At 71.9% G+C, this 14273-nt stretch carries 18 protein-coding genes; 8 read left to right on the forward strand and 10 right to left on the reverse strand.

The genetic code is table 11. The features are described from left to right. The first annotated feature begins 83 nt into the window (after window positions 1-83). Window positions 84-551, forward strand: a complete 468-nt coding sequence (locus tag ACFV6X_RS28790) for a winged helix-turn-helix transcriptional regulator (RefSeq protein ID WP_385388205.1) — start codon at window positions 84-86, stop codon at window positions 549-551. Here the strand turns inward: ACFV6X_RS28790 and ACFV6X_RS28795 are convergent. Genes ACFV6X_RS28795 through ACFV6X_RS28805 form a run of 3 tightly spaced genes read right to left on the reverse strand, consistent with a single transcriptional unit; the run spans window position 529 to window position 3460 of the window. Next, window positions 529-1293 (reverse strand): cupin domain-containing protein, encoded by a 765-nt coding sequence (locus tag ACFV6X_RS28795; protein WP_385388208.1) that lies wholly within the window; start codon window positions 1291-1293, stop codon window positions 529-531. The two genes, ACFV6X_RS28790 and ACFV6X_RS28795, sit on opposite strands and share 23 nt — an antisense overlap. Further along, entirely contained in the window at window positions 1287-2213 is a 927-nt protein-coding gene (locus ACFV6X_RS28800) for a PmoA family protein (protein ID WP_385388211.1), read from the reverse strand. The genes ACFV6X_RS28795 and ACFV6X_RS28800 overlap by 7 nt, the downstream gene beginning before the upstream one ends. Next, window positions 2210-3460, reverse strand: a complete 1251-nt coding sequence (locus ACFV6X_RS28805; RefSeq protein WP_385388213.1) for a Gfo/Idh/MocA family protein — start codon at window positions 3458-3460, stop codon at window positions 2210-2212. Before ACFV6X_RS28805 ends, ACFV6X_RS28800 begins: the two co-directional genes overlap by 4 nt. Before the next feature lie 263 nt (window positions 3461-3723). Here ACFV6X_RS28805 and ACFV6X_RS28810 point away from each other — a divergent pair, with 263 nt between their 5' ends. The 3 genes from ACFV6X_RS28810 (at window position 3724) to ACFV6X_RS28820 (ending at window position 5559) form a co-directional block, all read left to right on the forward strand. Continuing rightward, the gene (locus ACFV6X_RS28810; protein ID WP_385388215.1) at window positions 3724-4602 is read left to right on the forward strand and encodes an undecaprenyl-diphosphate phosphatase; all 879 of its coding nucleotides are present in this window, start codon (window positions 3724-3726) and stop codon (window positions 4600-4602) included. A 180-nt stretch (window positions 4603-4782) separates the two neighbouring features. Continuing rightward, window positions 4783-4962: a hypothetical protein gene (locus tag ACFV6X_RS28815; RefSeq protein ID WP_365459284.1), complete on the forward strand. Its 180-nt coding sequence runs from the start codon at window positions 4783-4785 to the stop codon at window positions 4960-4962. Between the two features lie 27 nt (window positions 4963-4989). After that, a complete protein-coding gene (locus ACFV6X_RS28820; protein WP_385388217.1) occupies window positions 4990-5559 on the forward strand; it encodes a chloramphenicol phosphotransferase CPT family protein in 570 nt (189 codons plus the stop codon). A gap of 39 nt (window positions 5560-5598) precedes the next feature. Here ACFV6X_RS28820 and ACFV6X_RS28825 read toward each other — a convergent pair whose 3' ends face one another. Further along, complete coding sequence (locus ACFV6X_RS28825) at window positions 5599-6237, reverse strand: DUF4291 domain-containing protein (RefSeq protein ID WP_385388219.1); 639 nt, start codon at window positions 6235-6237, stop codon at window positions 5599-5601. A 94-nt stretch (window positions 6238-6331) separates the two neighbouring features. On the opposite strand from ACFV6X_RS28825, the gene ACFV6X_RS28830 reads away from it, so the two are divergent. Both ACFV6X_RS28830 and lnt read left to right on the forward strand, forming a co-directional pair. Continuing rightward, a complete protein-coding gene (locus ACFV6X_RS28830; RefSeq protein ID WP_385388221.1) occupies window positions 6332-6811 on the forward strand; it encodes a nuclear transport factor 2 family protein in 480 nt (159 codons plus the stop codon). Between the two features lie 68 nt (window positions 6812-6879). Next, window positions 6880-8448: an apolipoprotein N-acyltransferase gene (gene lnt / locus ACFV6X_RS28835; protein WP_385388223.1), complete on the forward strand. Its 1569-nt coding sequence runs from the start codon at window positions 6880-6882 to the stop codon at window positions 8446-8448. On the opposite strand, the gene ACFV6X_RS28840 is transcribed toward lnt, so the two are convergent. From ACFV6X_RS28840 to ACFV6X_RS28850, 3 genes are read right to left on the reverse strand one after another with little or no spacing between them, the layout of a single operon-like run. Beyond that, window positions 8363-9277, reverse strand: coding sequence for a Gfo/Idh/MocA family protein (locus tag ACFV6X_RS28840; protein ID WP_385388226.1), 915 nt, complete (start codon window positions 9275-9277; stop codon window positions 8363-8365). The genes lnt and ACFV6X_RS28840 overlap by 86 nt on opposite strands. A 10-nt stretch (window positions 9278-9287) precedes the next feature. Beyond that, entirely contained in the window at window positions 9288-9422 is a 135-nt protein-coding gene (locus tag ACFV6X_RS28845) for a hypothetical protein (RefSeq protein ID WP_385388228.1), read from the reverse strand. 44 nt (window positions 9423-9466) lie between these two features. After that, on the reverse strand, window positions 9467-9991 hold the full coding sequence (locus tag ACFV6X_RS28850; RefSeq protein ID WP_385388230.1) for a hypothetical protein: 525 nt from the start codon (window positions 9989-9991) through the stop codon (window positions 9467-9469). On the opposite strand from ACFV6X_RS28850, the gene ACFV6X_RS28855 reads away from it, so the two are divergent. Together ACFV6X_RS28855 and ACFV6X_RS28860 are read left to right on the forward strand one after the other, a co-directional pair. Beyond that, entirely contained in the window at window positions 9990-10502 is a 513-nt protein-coding gene (locus ACFV6X_RS28855) for a DinB family protein (protein ID WP_385388232.1), read from the forward strand. The two genes, ACFV6X_RS28850 and ACFV6X_RS28855, sit on opposite strands and share 2 nt — an antisense overlap. A gap of 159 nt (window positions 10503-10661) precedes the next feature. Then, window positions 10662-11144: a hypothetical protein gene (locus tag ACFV6X_RS28860; RefSeq protein ID WP_385388235.1), complete on the forward strand. Its 483-nt coding sequence runs from the start codon at window positions 10662-10664 to the stop codon at window positions 11142-11144. 87 nt (window positions 11145-11231) lie between these two features. Here ACFV6X_RS28860 and ACFV6X_RS28865 read toward each other — a convergent pair whose 3' ends face one another. From ACFV6X_RS28865 to ACFV6X_RS28875, 3 genes are all read right to left on the reverse strand, one after another. Further along, window positions 11232-11753 (reverse strand): hypothetical protein, encoded by a 522-nt coding sequence (locus ACFV6X_RS28865; RefSeq protein WP_385388237.1) that lies wholly within the window; start codon window positions 11751-11753, stop codon window positions 11232-11234. A 118-nt stretch (window positions 11754-11871) separates the two neighbouring features. Further along, the gene (ung, locus tag ACFV6X_RS28870) at window positions 11872-12564 is read right to left on the reverse strand and encodes a uracil-DNA glycosylase (RefSeq protein WP_385388239.1); all 693 of its coding nucleotides are present in this window, start codon (window positions 12562-12564) and stop codon (window positions 11872-11874) included. Between the two features lie 81 nt (window positions 12565-12645). Beyond that, the gene (locus ACFV6X_RS28875; protein WP_385388241.1) at window positions 12646-14226 is read right to left on the reverse strand and encodes an ABC transporter substrate-binding protein; all 1581 of its coding nucleotides are present in this window, start codon (window positions 14224-14226) and stop codon (window positions 12646-12648) included. Window positions 14227-14273 lie beyond the last annotated feature (47 nt).

Raw genomic sequence — 14273 nt, forward strand, 5'->3', positions numbered from 1 at the left:
GGTCGACTACCGGTGAGTAGGAAATTCCAACTCACCATAGCCCCGTAGGTTGGAAAATCAAACCTTCTCCTAGACTGGACCGTATGGCCGCCACCAAGGACCCGCGCCCCTGCTCGATCGCCGACACCCTGGCGCTCGTCGGCGAGAAGTACTCGCTGCTCGTGCTGCGGGAGGTGTTCCTGGGCAACGGCCGCTTCGACCAGCTCGTGCGCAACACCGGCGCCCCGCGCGACATCCTGGCCACCCGGCTGCGCCGCCTGGTCGACGCCAGGATCCTCACCAAGCGGGTCTACAGCGAGCGCCCCCAGCGCTTCGAGTACCGGCCCACCCAGGCGGGCCTCGAACTGCAGCCGGTCCTGCTCACCCTCATGGACTGGGGCGACCGCCATCTGCGCGAGGACGACCGCCCCATGATCCTCGAACACAGCTGCGGCCACGAACTGGTCCCGCAGGTCACCTGCCGGTCCTGCGGCGACGCGGTCCAGCACGGCGACCTGACCCCACACCCCCGGTCCCCGGGCTGGACCGTCACCGGCCCCACGGCGACGTAGTCCGGGCCAGACCCTGGTCGCCGGGGTAGACGTCCAGCCGCCCGCACATGCCGAACTTCCCGCGTGCCACGGGCTGTTCGGACCTGACGACGGCCGCCGCGAGGTGCGACACGTCACCCCGCTCCAGCCGGTCGAACTGCTCCCCCGTCGCCGCGGCGGCCGCCTCGGCGCCCCGCCGCCAGCGCTCCCGCCACTCGGCCAGCCGGGGCCGTACGAGCGCTCCCGCGGCCCGGTGGAACTCCGCCAGCGCCTCCGGGCCGGACGCGCGCAGCGCGCGGTAGCCCTCGAGGGCGAGATCGCGCCGGGCACGGGCCACCCGCTCCTGCTCCGCGACGGGCGCGTCCGCCGGGATCGTGGTGGCGGCGGCGTACGTCTCCGGGTCAGCCAGGTACTCCGGCGGCAGGGTGAGCACCGCGTCCCCCGCCTCCGGCAGCCCGCTGTTCTGCATCAGCACGGTGATGCGCAGGTCGTCGTCGTTGACCAGCCGGTGGATCGTGCCCGGGGTGAACCAGGCGACCGTGCCGGCCGCGAGCGGCGTGACCTCGTGGCCGGACGTCGTGAGCGTCTGCACCGCGCCCCGGCCGCCGGTGACGACATACGCCTCCGAACAGGTCAGGTGCAGATGCGGAGTTCCGCCGCACACCCCGTCCGCCGCCGGCCAGTCGTAGACGGTCAGGTGCGACACGGCGACGCCGCCCGGCAGGCCGGTGAACAGGCCCGTCAGTCCTTCGGTGGTCACCACGGGTGTGCCTCCAGGTACTTGGCGATCTCGTCGCGTTCCCAGGCGCCGTCGGCGACGACGACCCGGTAGCGGCGGGTGAGGGTGCCACCCGGCGCGAGCTCCAGTTCGTCGTGGAAGGCCCAGGAGGGGGCGACGGCGGCGAACGGCTCGTTGCGGACGAACCAGTGGGCGGGGTGGGCGCCGCCGGCACCGGTGTGGTCGTTCTCCGGGGCGTGCGCGAACACGAGGGTGGCGTGGCCGTCGACGCCGTCGTGCTCGCCCGAGTAAGCCAGCCAGGGCGCCTGCCGGCCCATCAGGCCCGGCCCCTCGCCGTCCGGCCCGAGGACGCGTCCGTCGCGGAAGGCGCGCGGTCCCCGCCAGAACAGGCCCGTGTAGCCGGCCATCTCGCGCCCCGCGGTGGTCGGGCTGCCCAACAGCAGGGGCTCGTCGCGCCGGTTGGTGACGGCGCTGGTCCAGGTCAGCGCCCAGGAACCCGCCGCCGGGTCCACGTCGTGCACCTCGATGCGGCGCCGCTCGTCCGCCCACAGCTCCCCGCTGTGCGGATGCCAGGTGAGCCGCTGCGCGATCACGGCGCGGGTGCCGTCCGAGGCGACCTCGTCGAACCCGGCGTGCGCCATCGACCCCACGCGCTCGGGCAAGGCGAGATACCCCTCTCCGTGCACGTAGGTGTTGCCGCCCCACAGGTTCTGGCCGGACAGGTGGGAGGCCGTCATCTGCAGGCCCTTGTGCCAGCGGTGGTCGTTGGGCCGGTAGTCCGTGACGACCGCGTCGCCCAGGGTCCGCACGGGGTGCAGATAGGGCTTGGGAGCCTCCCAGGCCGCCTCCGGCCGGTAGACGTACGTGAACAGCTTAACGCCGGTGGTCGGTTCGAAGACCGTGATCCGGTCGCCGTGCGCGTGGACGATCCGCGGACCGGTCATGCGGGCACCTCCTGAGGCGCGTCGGTCTCGCCGGCGACGGGCGCCCAGGCGGGCGCGCCTCCGTGCAGGGCCGTGTAGTACGGGTCGCCGGGCCCGATCTCGCCCCGGCGGACGGTGGTGTCGGTGAACGCGGACTTGTACAGCGCGGTGATCAGCTCCAGGCTCTTGCGCCCGTCCGGCCCGCTGCTGCGCGGCCGTTCACCCGCGCGCATGCCGGCGACCAGCTCACGCAGCTGCGCCAGATGCGAACTGGGTACGTCGGCCCCGAAGTCCCGCCAGCTCTCGGCCTGTTCGGACGGTACGTCCGGCGCCGGTGTGATGCGCCAGTCGACGTTGGCGTACCCGTACAGGTGGGTGAGTTCGACGGTGGCGCGCTCGCAGTCGACGCGGATGCGGCTCATCTCGTCGGGGCTGAGGACGCTGTTCACGACCGTGGCCATCGTGCCGTTCTCGAAGCGGACCAGGGCGGTCGAGACGTCCTCGGTCTCCACGTCGTGCACCAGCCGGCCGGCCATCGCCCGCACCTCGCTCCACGGGCCGAGCAGATCGAGGAGCAGGTCCATCTGGTGGATGCCGTGCCCCATGGCGGGCCCGCCGCCCTCGGTCCGCCAGCGGCCACGCCAGGGCACGGCGTAGTAGGCGGCGTTGCGGTACCAGGTGGTCTGGCAGTGTGCGACCAGCGGTCGCCCCATGGCCTGTTCGGCGAGCAGCCGGCGCACATGGGCGGCGCCCGAGCCGAACCGGTGCTGGAAGACGATCGACGCGTACGGCCCACCAGCCGGGCCCTCCGCCGCCTCGACGGCGTCGAAGTCGGCGAGCGCGGGCACGGGCGGCTTCTCGCACCACACCCAGGCACCGGCGCGCAGCGCGGCGATCGTCTGCTCGCGGTGCAGCGTGGGCGGCGTGCAGATCGTCACCAGGTCGGGCCACCGCTCCCGCAGCATCCGCTCCATGTCGGTGTACGCGTACGGTATCCCGCCTTCCGCGCAGAACGCCTCGACGGCGTCACGGTCGATGTCGACGGCCGCGACGACCTCCGCCTCGCCCTCATCGGCGAGCCGGGTGAGGGCGGGGAGATGACAGCCGCGGGCGATGCCACCGGTGCCGATGACGGCGGTTCTCACGGGACGGCCGGAGAGGGGGACGGAGAAGGTTCGGGACGTCTCGGGATCGCGGGTGCCGGCGGGCCTGGTGGCCGTGGACGTCGTCTCTGCCGCCGATGGCACCGAGGTCGCGGATGTGGGCATGAACCTGATCAGCACTCCTCCGGGGTCCTGGTCATGTGACTGGCACGGCATGTAGCAAGCGCTTTCCCCAGTCTGCAACGTAAGCCCGGCGCAACGGCCGGTCAACACCCCCGGCGGAGCACCGCCGATCCCCTGGGAAACCCCTGTGTCGGCCGTGTCGACAGGGGGCGCTACGCTGCCCCTCAACACACCCGATCACCGCGCGCGGGGGCTAGGTGTGTCCTCCGTCCGTTCCGCGATCGGCACTTGGACTCCGTAACTTCATGTCTTGGTTTGAATCACTCATCCTCGGACTCGTCCAGGGGCTGACCGAGTTCCTTCCCGTTTCCTCCAGCGCACACCTGCGCCTGACCGCGGCCTTCTCGGGCTGGGAGGACCCCGGTGCCGCCTTCACGGCGATCACCCAGATCGGCACCGAGGCAGCCGTGCTGATCTACTTCCGCAAGGACATCGGGCGCATTCTGTCGGCGTGGACCCGCTCGCTCTACGACAAGGCGTGGCGCGGTGACCACGACGCGCGGATGGGCTGGCTGGTGATCGTCGGTTCGATTCCGATCGGCGTGCTCGGCGTGACGCTCAAGGACCAGATCGTCGGGCCCTTCCGCGATCTGCGCATCACCGCCACCATGCTGATCGTGGTCGGCGTGATCATGGGCATCGCCGACCGGATAGCCGCGCGCGACGAGACCGGCGGACGGCACCGGGCGGCCAAGGAGCGCAAGTCGCTCAAGGAACTGGGCGTGCGGGACGGCCTGATCTTCGGCCTCTGCCAGGCCATGGCGCTCGTCCCGGGCGTCTCCCGCTCCGGCGCGACCATCACCGGCGGCCTCTTCATGGGCTTCACCCGCGAGGCGGCGGCCCGCTACTCCTTCCTGCTCGCCATCCCGGCGGTGCTCGCCTCGGGCGGGTACGAACTCAAGGACGCCATGGAGACCGGCCATGTGTCGTGGGGGCCGACGATCTTCGCCACGGTGATCGCCTTCGTCAGCGGCTACGCGGTCATCGCCTGGTTCATGAAGTTCATCTCGACCAAGAGCTTCATGCCGTTCGTCTGGTACCGCATCGCGCTCGGCATCGTGATCATCGTTCTGGTCACCTTCGGCGTACTGAGTCCACACGCTGCCGAATCAGCAGGCGGCTGAGCGGACGGCCCCCGGGGACTCCCCGGGGGCCGTTCCCTTGTGAGCCCGTGAGCCGACGATGTGGCCTGTGCGCCTACGTTGGCCGCACGCGACCGGATTCCGTCGGCCGTGAGCAAGCCCATACGGGATGAGTAGCCGCCCGGTAGCGCAGTGTCAGTGCCTGCCCCTACGCTTGCTCGCATGTTCCCCGATTCCGTGACCCCTGGTTCAGCGCGCTCCGCTGCCGAGGTGAACGAGCAGATCCGCGCCCTGTGGACGCGCGCGGGCGGCTCCCTGTCACCACAGGAGCGGGCGGAGTACGAGTTGCTGGTCGTCGAGTGGGCCGCGGCGATCCGCGGCGCGATCATCGAGGCGGCCTGAGAACAAGTCCGGGGCGAATCACCGTACATGCGACATCTCACCGATGTGCCACCGCGCCGTGGCCTGATCATCTTCCTCAACGGCACGTCCAGTTCGGGAAAGTCGAGCATCGCGACCGAGCTGCTGCGGATCCTAGACGAGCCGTACTTCCACATGCCGGCCGACGCCTTCCACGCCATGCGCTCCCGCGTCCCCGTGCCGCCCGGCGAGGTCGACACCGTCCTGCACCGCACCTGGCAGGGCTACCACCGCGCGGTCGCCGGCATGGCCGCCGCCGGCAACAACGTCGTCATGGACCACATCCTGAGCGCCGACTGGCGGCTCAACGACTGCCTCTCCCTGTTCGTGCCGCAGGACGTGGTCCTCGTCGGCGTGCGGTGCCCGGTGGACGAGCTGGAGCGGCGGGAGCGGGAGCGCGGGGACCGGCCGCCCGGCCTGGCCGCCCGCCAGCTGAAGCAGGTCCACGCGCACGGCGTCTACGACATCGAGTGCGACACCAGCCTCTCGGACCCCACCGAATGCGCCCACCGGATCAGGGGCTTCCTGCCCGCCAGACCCACCCCGACGGCCTTCCAGCGCCTGCGCGGAGGCAACTGAGGCAACTGAGGCAACGAAGGAAGCCACCTGAAGGGGCGCTCACCCGGGGGACGCGTCATGCCGCGCCTCTGGCAGCAGGTGCGTAAGCGCCCCCTCGTCCAGCGGATACGGCCGCTCCCGCGGCAACAGCGTTTCCGCACGCGCGAGTTCACCCGCCCGCACCAGCCCGTGTACCTCCCTGGCAAGCGGCGTCACGTCCTCGATCCCGACGATCCACTCGTCCGCGTACCGCTCCGCCGCCTCCCCCGCCAGTCCCAGCTGGAGCGACCGGTGCGGCAGCGGGGCGAGCCGCAGATCGCGCTCCGGGTCCCACTGCACGCGCGCGGCCGCCGAGCGCAACTGCTCCCGCCACACGTCCTTGCCGGCGTGCAGTCCGGGCACGTGGTGCGAGAGGCAGGCGTGCCGCAGGGCCCAGAGGAAGCCTTCGCGGGTGATCTCGACGGCGAGGACGGTCTCCTGGTCCGCCTTCGTGCCCCAGCCGCAGCGGTACATCATCCACAGGAAGGACGGCTTGACCCAGGTCATCCGCTCGCGCTTCCACGTGGCCGGAAAGCGGCCCGCGCGGGCCGCCGGGAGGCCGATGCCGGGGCGGTACGCCTGGTAGACCGTGAGCGTGGAGTCGGTGTGGCGGGCCCGAACGCGGAATCTCGGCTCGGGGCGACCGGTCTGATCGTTCACGCCGGACAGCTTCGCGCGCTCCGGTCGGATACGACCACCGAATATCACGGCACGCCCTCTTGGCGCGGCCCGCCCCGTACCCAACACTGAGCCGATGACGCAGCGCGTGGAGCTCGCGACCGTGATGGACAGGCTGGCCGTCGACGGTCTGGTCACCGACTACGCCGTGGCGGTGGACGACGGCGACTGGGAGGCGTACCGGAAGCTGTTCACCCCGGACGGCCGGGCGGACTACCGCTCGGCCGGCGGCATCGAGGGGGACGCAGTACAGGTCGCCACGTGGCTGGCCGAGAGCCTGCGCGTGTTCGCCATGCGCCAGCACCTCATCGTCAACCGCCGGATCCGCTTCGGGGTCCTGGAGCGGGACACCGGGGACACGGCCCGGGTCCAGGCCGACTACGTCAATCCGATGCGCCTCGCGACGGACGGCTCGGCGGAGCCCGACTTCGTGTGCGGCGGCCGGTACGCCTTCGAGGTCCGGCGCACGGCCGAGGGCTGGCGGCTGCACGAGGTCGTCGTGCGGGAGAAGTGGCGGCGTATGCCGCAGGGGACCGGGGTACCTGTGATCGACTGAGCGGGCGCCCGCTGTACCGAGATCGCCCGCCGCGCGCACACTGGATCCACGGGGTAGGGAGGCGCCGTATGAAGACGCTGGGCCGCCGGCTCGACTCCCCGTGGTGGCGCTCCGCGACCGCCGCGGTGGCGGGCGCACTGCCCATGCTCGCCTTCCCGGCTCCCTCCCTGTGGTGGTTCGCCTACGTCGCCCTGGTGCCGTGGATCCTGCTCGTACGCACCGCGCCGACCGGACGGCGGGCGCTGTACGACGGCTGGTGCGGCGGCTTCGGGTTCATGCTGGCCGTGCACCACTGGCTGCTGCCCAACCTGCATGTCTTCACCTTTGTCATCGCGGCCCTGCTCGGGGCGCTGTGGGCACCGTGGGGCTGGCTCGTCCGCCGGTTCCTCGGCGGGGTGCCGTCACCGGGGCGGATCGCGGCCGCGCTGCTGGTGCTGCCGTCGGGCTGGCTGGCGGTGGAGCTGGTGCGGTCCTGGCAGGGGCTCGGCGGCCCCTGGGGCATGCTGGGCGCCAGTCAGTGGCAGGTGGGACCGGCGCTGCGGCTGGCGTCGGTGGGCGGGGTGTGGCTGCTGAGCCTGCTGCTGGTGGCCGTCAATGTCGCGGTCGCCGTGCTCGTGTCGGTGCGCGCGTCCCGGACACCGGCCCTGGCCACCCTGCTCGCCACCGCCGCGGCCACCTCGGCGGCCTGGGTCTGGTCGCCGCGCCCGCACGTCGACGGCGAGGCGCGGGTGGCCGTCGTACAGCCGGGTGTCGTCGCGGGCCCCGGCCCACGCTTCGACCGCGAGGAAGAACTCACCGGACGGCTCGCCGGGCAGGACCCCGACCTGATCGTCTGGGGCGAGAGCAGCGTCGGCTACGACCTCGGCGACCGGCCCGACCTGGCCCGGCGCGTGGCGGCGCTGTCCCGGGAGACCGGCGCCCCGATCCTGGTGAACGTGGACGCCCGCCGCTCCGACCGGCCCGGCATCTACAAGAGCTCGGTGCTGATCGGCCCGGACGGCCCGACCGGTGACCGCTACGACAAGATGCGGCTGGTCCCGTTCGGCGAGTACATCCCGCTGCGCTCGCTGTTCGGCTGGGCCACCTCCGTGGGCGAGGCCGCGGCCGAGGACCGCAGGCGCGGCACCGAGCAGGTCGTGATGGACGCCGGAGGCGGGCTGCGGGTCGGCCCGATGGTCTGCTTCGAGTCGGCTTTCCCCGACATCAGCCGCAGCCTCGCCCGCGGCGGCGCCGACGTGCTGGTCGCCCAGTCGGCGACCTCGACGTTCCAGCAGAGCTGGGCGCCCGCGCAGCATGCCTCGCTGGCCGCGCTGCGGGCCGCCGAGAGCGGCCGCCCCATGGTGCACGCGACCCTGACCGGCGTCTCCGCCGTGTACGGCCCCGAGGGACGGCGGATCGGCCCGGCGCTCGGGACGGACGCGAGCATCGCACGGGTGTACGAGGTGCCGCTGGCCGACGGGGTCACGCCGTACGCCCGCCTGGGCGCCTGGCCGGTCCATGCCGCCCTGCTGGTGCTGCTCGCCCTGGTGCTCGTGGAGGGCGGGCGGTCGGTCAGGCGGCCGCGCCGGAGCGCTCCTGAACCGCCAGGACCACCCGCTCACACAGTTCGTGAGTCGCCAGCGCGTCCCGGGCGCTGAGCGGCTTGCCCGCGCGCACGGCGTCGAGGAATCCCAGCACGGCCTGCTCGATGCCGCGCTGCCGGGCCACCGGCACCCAGTCGCCGCGCCGCCGCAGGCTCGGCTGGCCCTTGTGGTCCACCACCTCGGCGAGGTTGGTCACCTGCCGCTTGGTGTCCTGACCCGAGATCTCCAGGATCTCCTCGGCCGACCCGCTGAGCCGGTTCATCACGCCGAGCGCGGTGAAGCCGTCCCCGGCGAGCTGGAGCACGACGTGATGCAGCAGCCCGTCCACGCTGCGGGCGCGCACGGTCACGTCGTCGATCTCGCCCGGCACCAGGAAGCGCAGCGTGTCCACGACGTGGATGAAGTCGTCCAGGATCATCGTGCGCGGCTCTTCGGGCAGCCCCACCCGGTTCTTCTGCATGAGGATCAGCTCGCGCGGATGCTCGGCGCACTGCACGTACGCGGGCGCGTGCCTCCGGTTGAAGCCGACGGCGAGACTCACGCCCAGCTCCTCGGCGAGCGCCACCAGCCGCTCGGAGTCGGCGAGTTCGTACGCCAGCGGCTTGTCGACGTACGTCGGGACGCCCGCCTGGAGCAGCCGCGTGACGATCTCGGGGTGCACGAGCGTGGGCGCGTGCACGAAGGCGGCGTCGAGGTTCTGGGCGAGGAGGTCGTCCAGGGTGCCGTGGCGCTGCGCGGGCGGCAGGTGAAGGCTGTCGGCGACGCGGTACAGCGTGGCGGGCGTGCGGGTCTGCAGATGCAGTTCGACCCCGGGCTGGACCCCGAGCACCGGCAGATACGCCTTCTGCGCGATGTCACCGAGTCCGATGCAGCCGACCTTCACGGGGGCTCCTTCACTGCTTGCCTGCGGGGGTCTGCCCGGAAGCATACGGCGGCCCCTGCGGGCGCCGGTCGGCGATACCGTCGAAGCTTCGCTGGAGGAGCTCCGGTGCGGCCTTCGACAGCCCGGCAACCATGACGTCGCGCACGACCGTTCCTGCCCTGCCGGCCCTCGTGTTCAGCCGCGAGGCCTTCACGGCCTGCGGGCGAGGCGCCAGGTCTGGACGAGGTGCGGGCAGATCTGCGGGAGCTGCTCAGCGCGATGCTCGGCGGGGCCGCCGACGTGAGGCTCGGCGGGACTGCTGGCGCGGGACTCGGCGAGGCTGCCGGAGCCGGGTTCGGCCGGGCTGCCGGAGGCGGATTCGGCGCGGCTGCCGGAGCCGGACTCAGCCGGGCTGCCGGAGCCAGACTCAGCCGGGCTGCCGGAGCGAGATTCGGCGAGGCTGCCGGAGCCGGATTCGGCGAGGCTGCCGGAGCCGGATTCAGCGAGGCTGCCGGAGCCGGATTCAGCGAGGCTGCCGGAGCCGGATTCAGCGAGGCTGCCGGAGCCGGATTCAGCGCGGCTGCCGGAGCCGGATTCAGCGCGGCTGCCGGAGCCGGATTCAGCGAGGCTGCCGGAGCCGGATTCGGCCGGGTGCCGGAGGCGGATTCGGCCGGGTGGCCGGGCCGTCGTAAAACGCCTTGGTGAATCTCTCGGGGTGAGCGAGGATGCGCTCATGACGACGGAGCGCCGCGAGCCCGCCCAGGACGCCGATGAACGGGCCATGTTGGAGGGCTGGTTGGAGTATCACCGGCAGACGCTGGCGTGGAAGTGCGAGGGACTGAGCGACGCGCAGCTCCGGACCGCGGCCGTGGAGCCGTCCGAGCTGTCCCTGATGGGGCTGGTGCGGCACATGGCGGAGGTGGAACGGGGCTGGTTCCGCAAGGTGCTGGTCGGCGACGACCCGGGGCCCATCTACTACACCGAGGAGGACCGCGACGGCGAGTTCCACCTCACCGAGGCGGACACCTGGGCGGAGGCGTACGCCACCTGGCAGGCGGAGATCGCGACCGCCCGGACCAACACGGCCGGCTTCGCACTGGACGACCTCTCCAAGGGCCGGAGCCGCAACACCGACAAGCCGTTCAACCTGCGCTGGATCTACACCCACATGATCGAGGAGTACGCCCGCCACAACGGCCACGCGGATCTGATCCGCGAGCGCGTGGACGGGGCGACGGGCGACTAGACCCGCGGGCCCGGCGCACCGGCCCGGCCCACCGGACGCGCTCCGAACGTCAGCCCGGCGATTCGCGCACCCTCCCTGCGGGGGCGTACTTCACCCGTCCGGAGCAAACTGCGCTTGTCCATCGGGTCCCGCGGGGGCCGAGCCACCAGAGTTGCGCGGGTGCATCGAACGACGACCACCGCGACGCTGCTCGTCACCGTGGCTCTCTCCACGGTCTCCGGCTGTGTGACCGTCCAGCGGGGTTCCGCCGCCGTGCCGCCGGCGCCGGCCCCGCCGTCGGCACCGGGTCGGGACGGCCGCACCGAGCCGCAGATCGTGCAGGCGCCGGCCCGCGAGGCCCTGGAGCTGATCGGCCCGTCCCGCCGGCCCGGCACCGCCGCGCCGGAGTCACGCCGTCCCCCTGCGCAGGCCCCGGCACCGGTCCAGCGAGTCCCGTCCCCGCCGCGCGCGCAGTCCCGCCCGCACTCCGACCCGCCCCGCCCGGAGCCGCGCCGCCCACGGCAGCCACCGCCTGCCTCGGTCCCGGACGTCTCCGCCACGATCGGCGCGAACACCGACGTGTGCGCCCTGGGCAGGAAGTACGGCGGCTGGCGCCCGGACAGCCCGGAGGCGGTGATCTGCGAACAGACCTACGGCCGGTGAGGCAGCCGCCTCACAGATCCAGGGCCGACAAGGCGGCTGCCTCACAGACCTGGGCCCGGTGAGGCAGCCGCCTCGGCGCCGGTACGCTCACGGCCGCTGGCGAGGCGGCCCCCAGGCACTCCCACCCGGCGAACCCCCGTCCCCGAGCCGCAGCTCCATCCGCCCGATGGCCGCCCGCACCCCCTCCCCGTACGGGTCGTCGGCCAGCGCGTCCGCCGCTCCGCGAGCCCGGCGGAGATGCGTACGGGCGGCGTCGGAGCGGCCGAGTTTGACGTAGTCGGCGGCGAGGTTCAGATGCAGGGAGGGGTACAGGGCGCGCACCGCGAGGGCGCCCTCGTGGGCCGCGAGGCGGTCGTCGCTCAGCTCCTCCGCGGCGCCCAGCGCCCTGAGGTCCCAGGCCAGTTCGTCACACGGGTCGTCCTGGGCGTCGGCCATGTAGTGGGCCAGCGTGCAGCGGTGCAGCGGGTCACCGTCCTCGCCGATCTCCGCCCACAGCTGGAGGAAGCGGTGCCGGGCCTCCTCGCGGTCCCCCGCGTGGTGCAGCATGACGACCTGCCCGATCCGCGTCATCACGGCATCCGGCGCCGCCTGCTCCTGTTGCTCCGACACCGCATCCTCCGCGCGCTCACCGACGTCCCGTCCGTGCCGACGCTAACGGCCGCCACCGGCAATCCCGGCGAGGCGGGGCCGACCCGGAACGCCGGCCGGCCCCTCGGCTCCTCGCACATCAGGCCAGGTCGGCCAGGTTCGGGATGCGCCAGTCCACCGGCTCGTGTCCCTGCCGCGCGATCGCCTCGTCGATCTGCGTGAACGGACGGGAGCCGAAGAACTTCTTCGCCGACAGCGGCGAGGGGTGCGCACCCTTCACCACCACATGCCGCGTCTCGTCGATCAGCGGCAGCTTCTTCTGCGCGTAGTTACCCCACAGCACGAACACCGCCGGGTCGGGCCGCTGGGCCACCGCGCGGATCACCGCGTCGGTGAACTTCTCCCAGCCCTTGCCCTTGTGCGAGTTGGCCTCGCCGGCCCGGACCGTCAGCACCGCGTTGAGCAGGAGCACTCCCTGGCGGGCCCACGGCATCAGATAGCCGTTGTCCGGGACCGGCAGGCCCAGCTCCTGCTGCATCTCCTTGTAGATGTTGCGCAGCGAGGGCGGGGTCCTCACCCCGGGACGCACCGAGAAGCACAGGCCGTGGCCCTGGCCCTCGCCGTGGTACGGGTCCTGGCCGAGGACCAGGACCTTCACCCGCTCGTAAGGCGTGGCGTCGAGCGCCGCGAAGACCTCCTCGCGCGGCGGGTAGACGGGACCGGCAGCCCGCTCCTCCTCCACGAACTCCGTCAGCTCCTTGAAGTAGGGCTTGTGCAGTTCGTCGCCCAGGACCCCGCGCCAGGACTCGGGCAGCATGGCGATGTCGGTCACGTCAACTTCCTTACGGTGTGCGGTCGGTTCCAGAGCACAGAACCTACCGGCGACCACTGACAACGGCCGCCACGGGCCGCCTCACCAGCTGGTCTTCCGGGACAGCTCCCACACCATCATGATCGTCGACGGGTCCAGGGCGCGCTCGGCGCCGGAGATCTCCACGCTGGCGGCGACGTACTGCTTGCCCTGCCACAGCGGCAGCAGCCGTACGTCCCGGACGAGGATCTGCTGGGCCTCCTCGAAGTCGGACTCCACCTGGGCGCGGTCGCTCTCGCGGCGGGAGCGGGGCAGCAGCTCCCCGGTGATCTCGGGCGCCGGGTACGGCGTACCGAGGGCGTTCTGTTCGCCGACGAAGGGCGCGATGTAGTTGTCGGCGTCCGGGAAGTCGGGGAACCAGCCACGCCCGAACACCGGGTACTCGCCCTTCTGGTAGCCCTCGACGTAGGTCTTCCAGGGCCGGCTCTTCAGCGTGATCTGGAACAGGCCGGAGGCCTCCAACTGCCGCTTGAGCTCCTGGAACAGGACGGCGGTCTCGGAGCCGTAGCGGTCGGTGGTGTACCAGAAGGTGAGCGGGACCGGCTCGTCGATGCCGTCGTCGCTGAGGATCGAGCGGGCCTTGTCCGGGTCGGGGTCGCCGAAGTTGTCGAAGAAGCCGGTGGTGTGGCCGGTGAGGCCCTTGGGGACCATCGAGTACAGCGGGTCGACGGTGTCCTTGTAGATCGCGTGGGCGATTCTCGGCCGGTCGACGACCTGGGCGACGGCCCGGCGCACGGACGGCTTGCCGGCCCACGAGTCCTTCGGGTTGAACACCAGGTAGCTGATGTCGGCGCCCGCGCCCTCCACGAGCTGGAGGGTCTCGTCGGCGTCCCTGCCCTGCAGCGCGACGATGTCGTCGGCGGCGAGACCGCGGTAGGTCACGTCGATGTCCTGGTCGCGCAGTGCCTTGACCATGGCACCGGATTCATGGAAGTAACGGATGGTGACCGCATCGTTTCTTCGTTCGGCGAAGCCCTTGTAGCTGTCGTTGCGCACGAGTTCGGCCCGCGTGCCCTCGTCGTACGAGTCGAGGAGGTACGGCCCGGAGCCGGTCACCCCGCCGTCCTCGCGAAGCTTGTCGGCCGGGTAGTCGTCGGGGTCGACGACGGACATGGCGGGGGTGGCGAGCACGAACGGGAAGGTGGCGTCCGCGGTCTTGAGGTGGAAGACGACCTCGCGGTCGCCGAGCGCCTGCACCCGGTCCAGGCTGCCCAGCAGCCCGGCGGGACCGCCCGGCGCGTCGATGGCCAGGATCCGGTCGATGGAGTGCTTGACGGCCTGCGCGTCGAGCGCGTCGCCGTCGGAGAAGGTCAGCCCCCCACGCAGCTTGCAGCTGTACACCCGGTTGGTCGCGTCGGCGAACTTGCAGCTCTCGGCGGCGTCGGGCTGGGGCGTGGTGGTGCCGGTGGGGTAGCTCAGCAACGTCTGGTAGATGTTGCGGAACAGCTCCCAGGAGCCGTCCCAGGACGCGGCCGGATCCAGCGTGCTGGGGGCGCTGGTGGTCCCCACGACGATCGGCCCCCCTTCGGCAGGGTCGCCGTCCGAGAACAGGCTGCAACCGGCCAACAGGGATATGGAAGCGATCGCCGCCACTTGCCGCAGGCCTCGGTTCCGGTTGAACACGCGCACGCTCCTCGATCTGCCATACCAAGGGTCGGCAGACCCTATCG

The organism is Streptomyces sp. NPDC059861 (genome assembly GCF_042731435.1).
GTDB lineage: Bacteria > Actinomycetota > Actinomycetes > Streptomycetales > Streptomycetaceae > Streptomyces.

Coding starts and splice junctions, on each gene's coding strand:
- ACFV6X_RS28805 (WP_385388213.1), bottom strand. CDS start 3,460: ATGCCCACATCCGCGACCTCGGTGCCATCGGCGGCAGAGACGACGTCC.
- ACFV6X_RS28800 (WP_385388211.1), bottom strand. CDS start 2,213: ATGACCGGTCCGCGGATCGTCCACGCGCACGGCGACCGGATCACGGTC.
- ACFV6X_RS28790 (WP_385388205.1), top strand. CDS start 84: ATGGCCGCCACCAAGGACCCGCGCCCCTGCTCGATCGCCGACACCCTG.
- ACFV6X_RS28855 (WP_385388232.1), top strand. CDS start 9,990: ATGACGACGGAGCGCCGCGAGCCCGCCCAGGACGCCGATGAACGGGCC.
- ACFV6X_RS28850 (WP_385388230.1), bottom strand. CDS start 9,991: ATGAGCGCATCCTCGCTCACCCCGAGAGATTCACCAAGGCGTTTTACG.
- ACFV6X_RS28830 (WP_385388221.1), top strand. CDS start 6,332: ATGACGCAGCGCGTGGAGCTCGCGACCGTGATGGACAGGCTGGCCGTC.
- ACFV6X_RS28810 (WP_385388215.1), top strand. CDS start 3,724: ATGTCTTGGTTTGAATCACTCATCCTCGGACTCGTCCAGGGGCTGACC.
- ACFV6X_RS28820 (WP_385388217.1), top strand. CDS start 4,990: ATGCGACATCTCACCGATGTGCCACCGCGCCGTGGCCTGATCATCTTC.
- lnt (WP_385388223.1), top strand. CDS start 6,880: ATGAAGACGCTGGGCCGCCGGCTCGACTCCCCGTGGTGGCGCTCCGCG.
- ACFV6X_RS28815 (WP_365459284.1), top strand. CDS start 4,783: ATGTTCCCCGATTCCGTGACCCCTGGTTCAGCGCGCTCCGCTGCCGAG.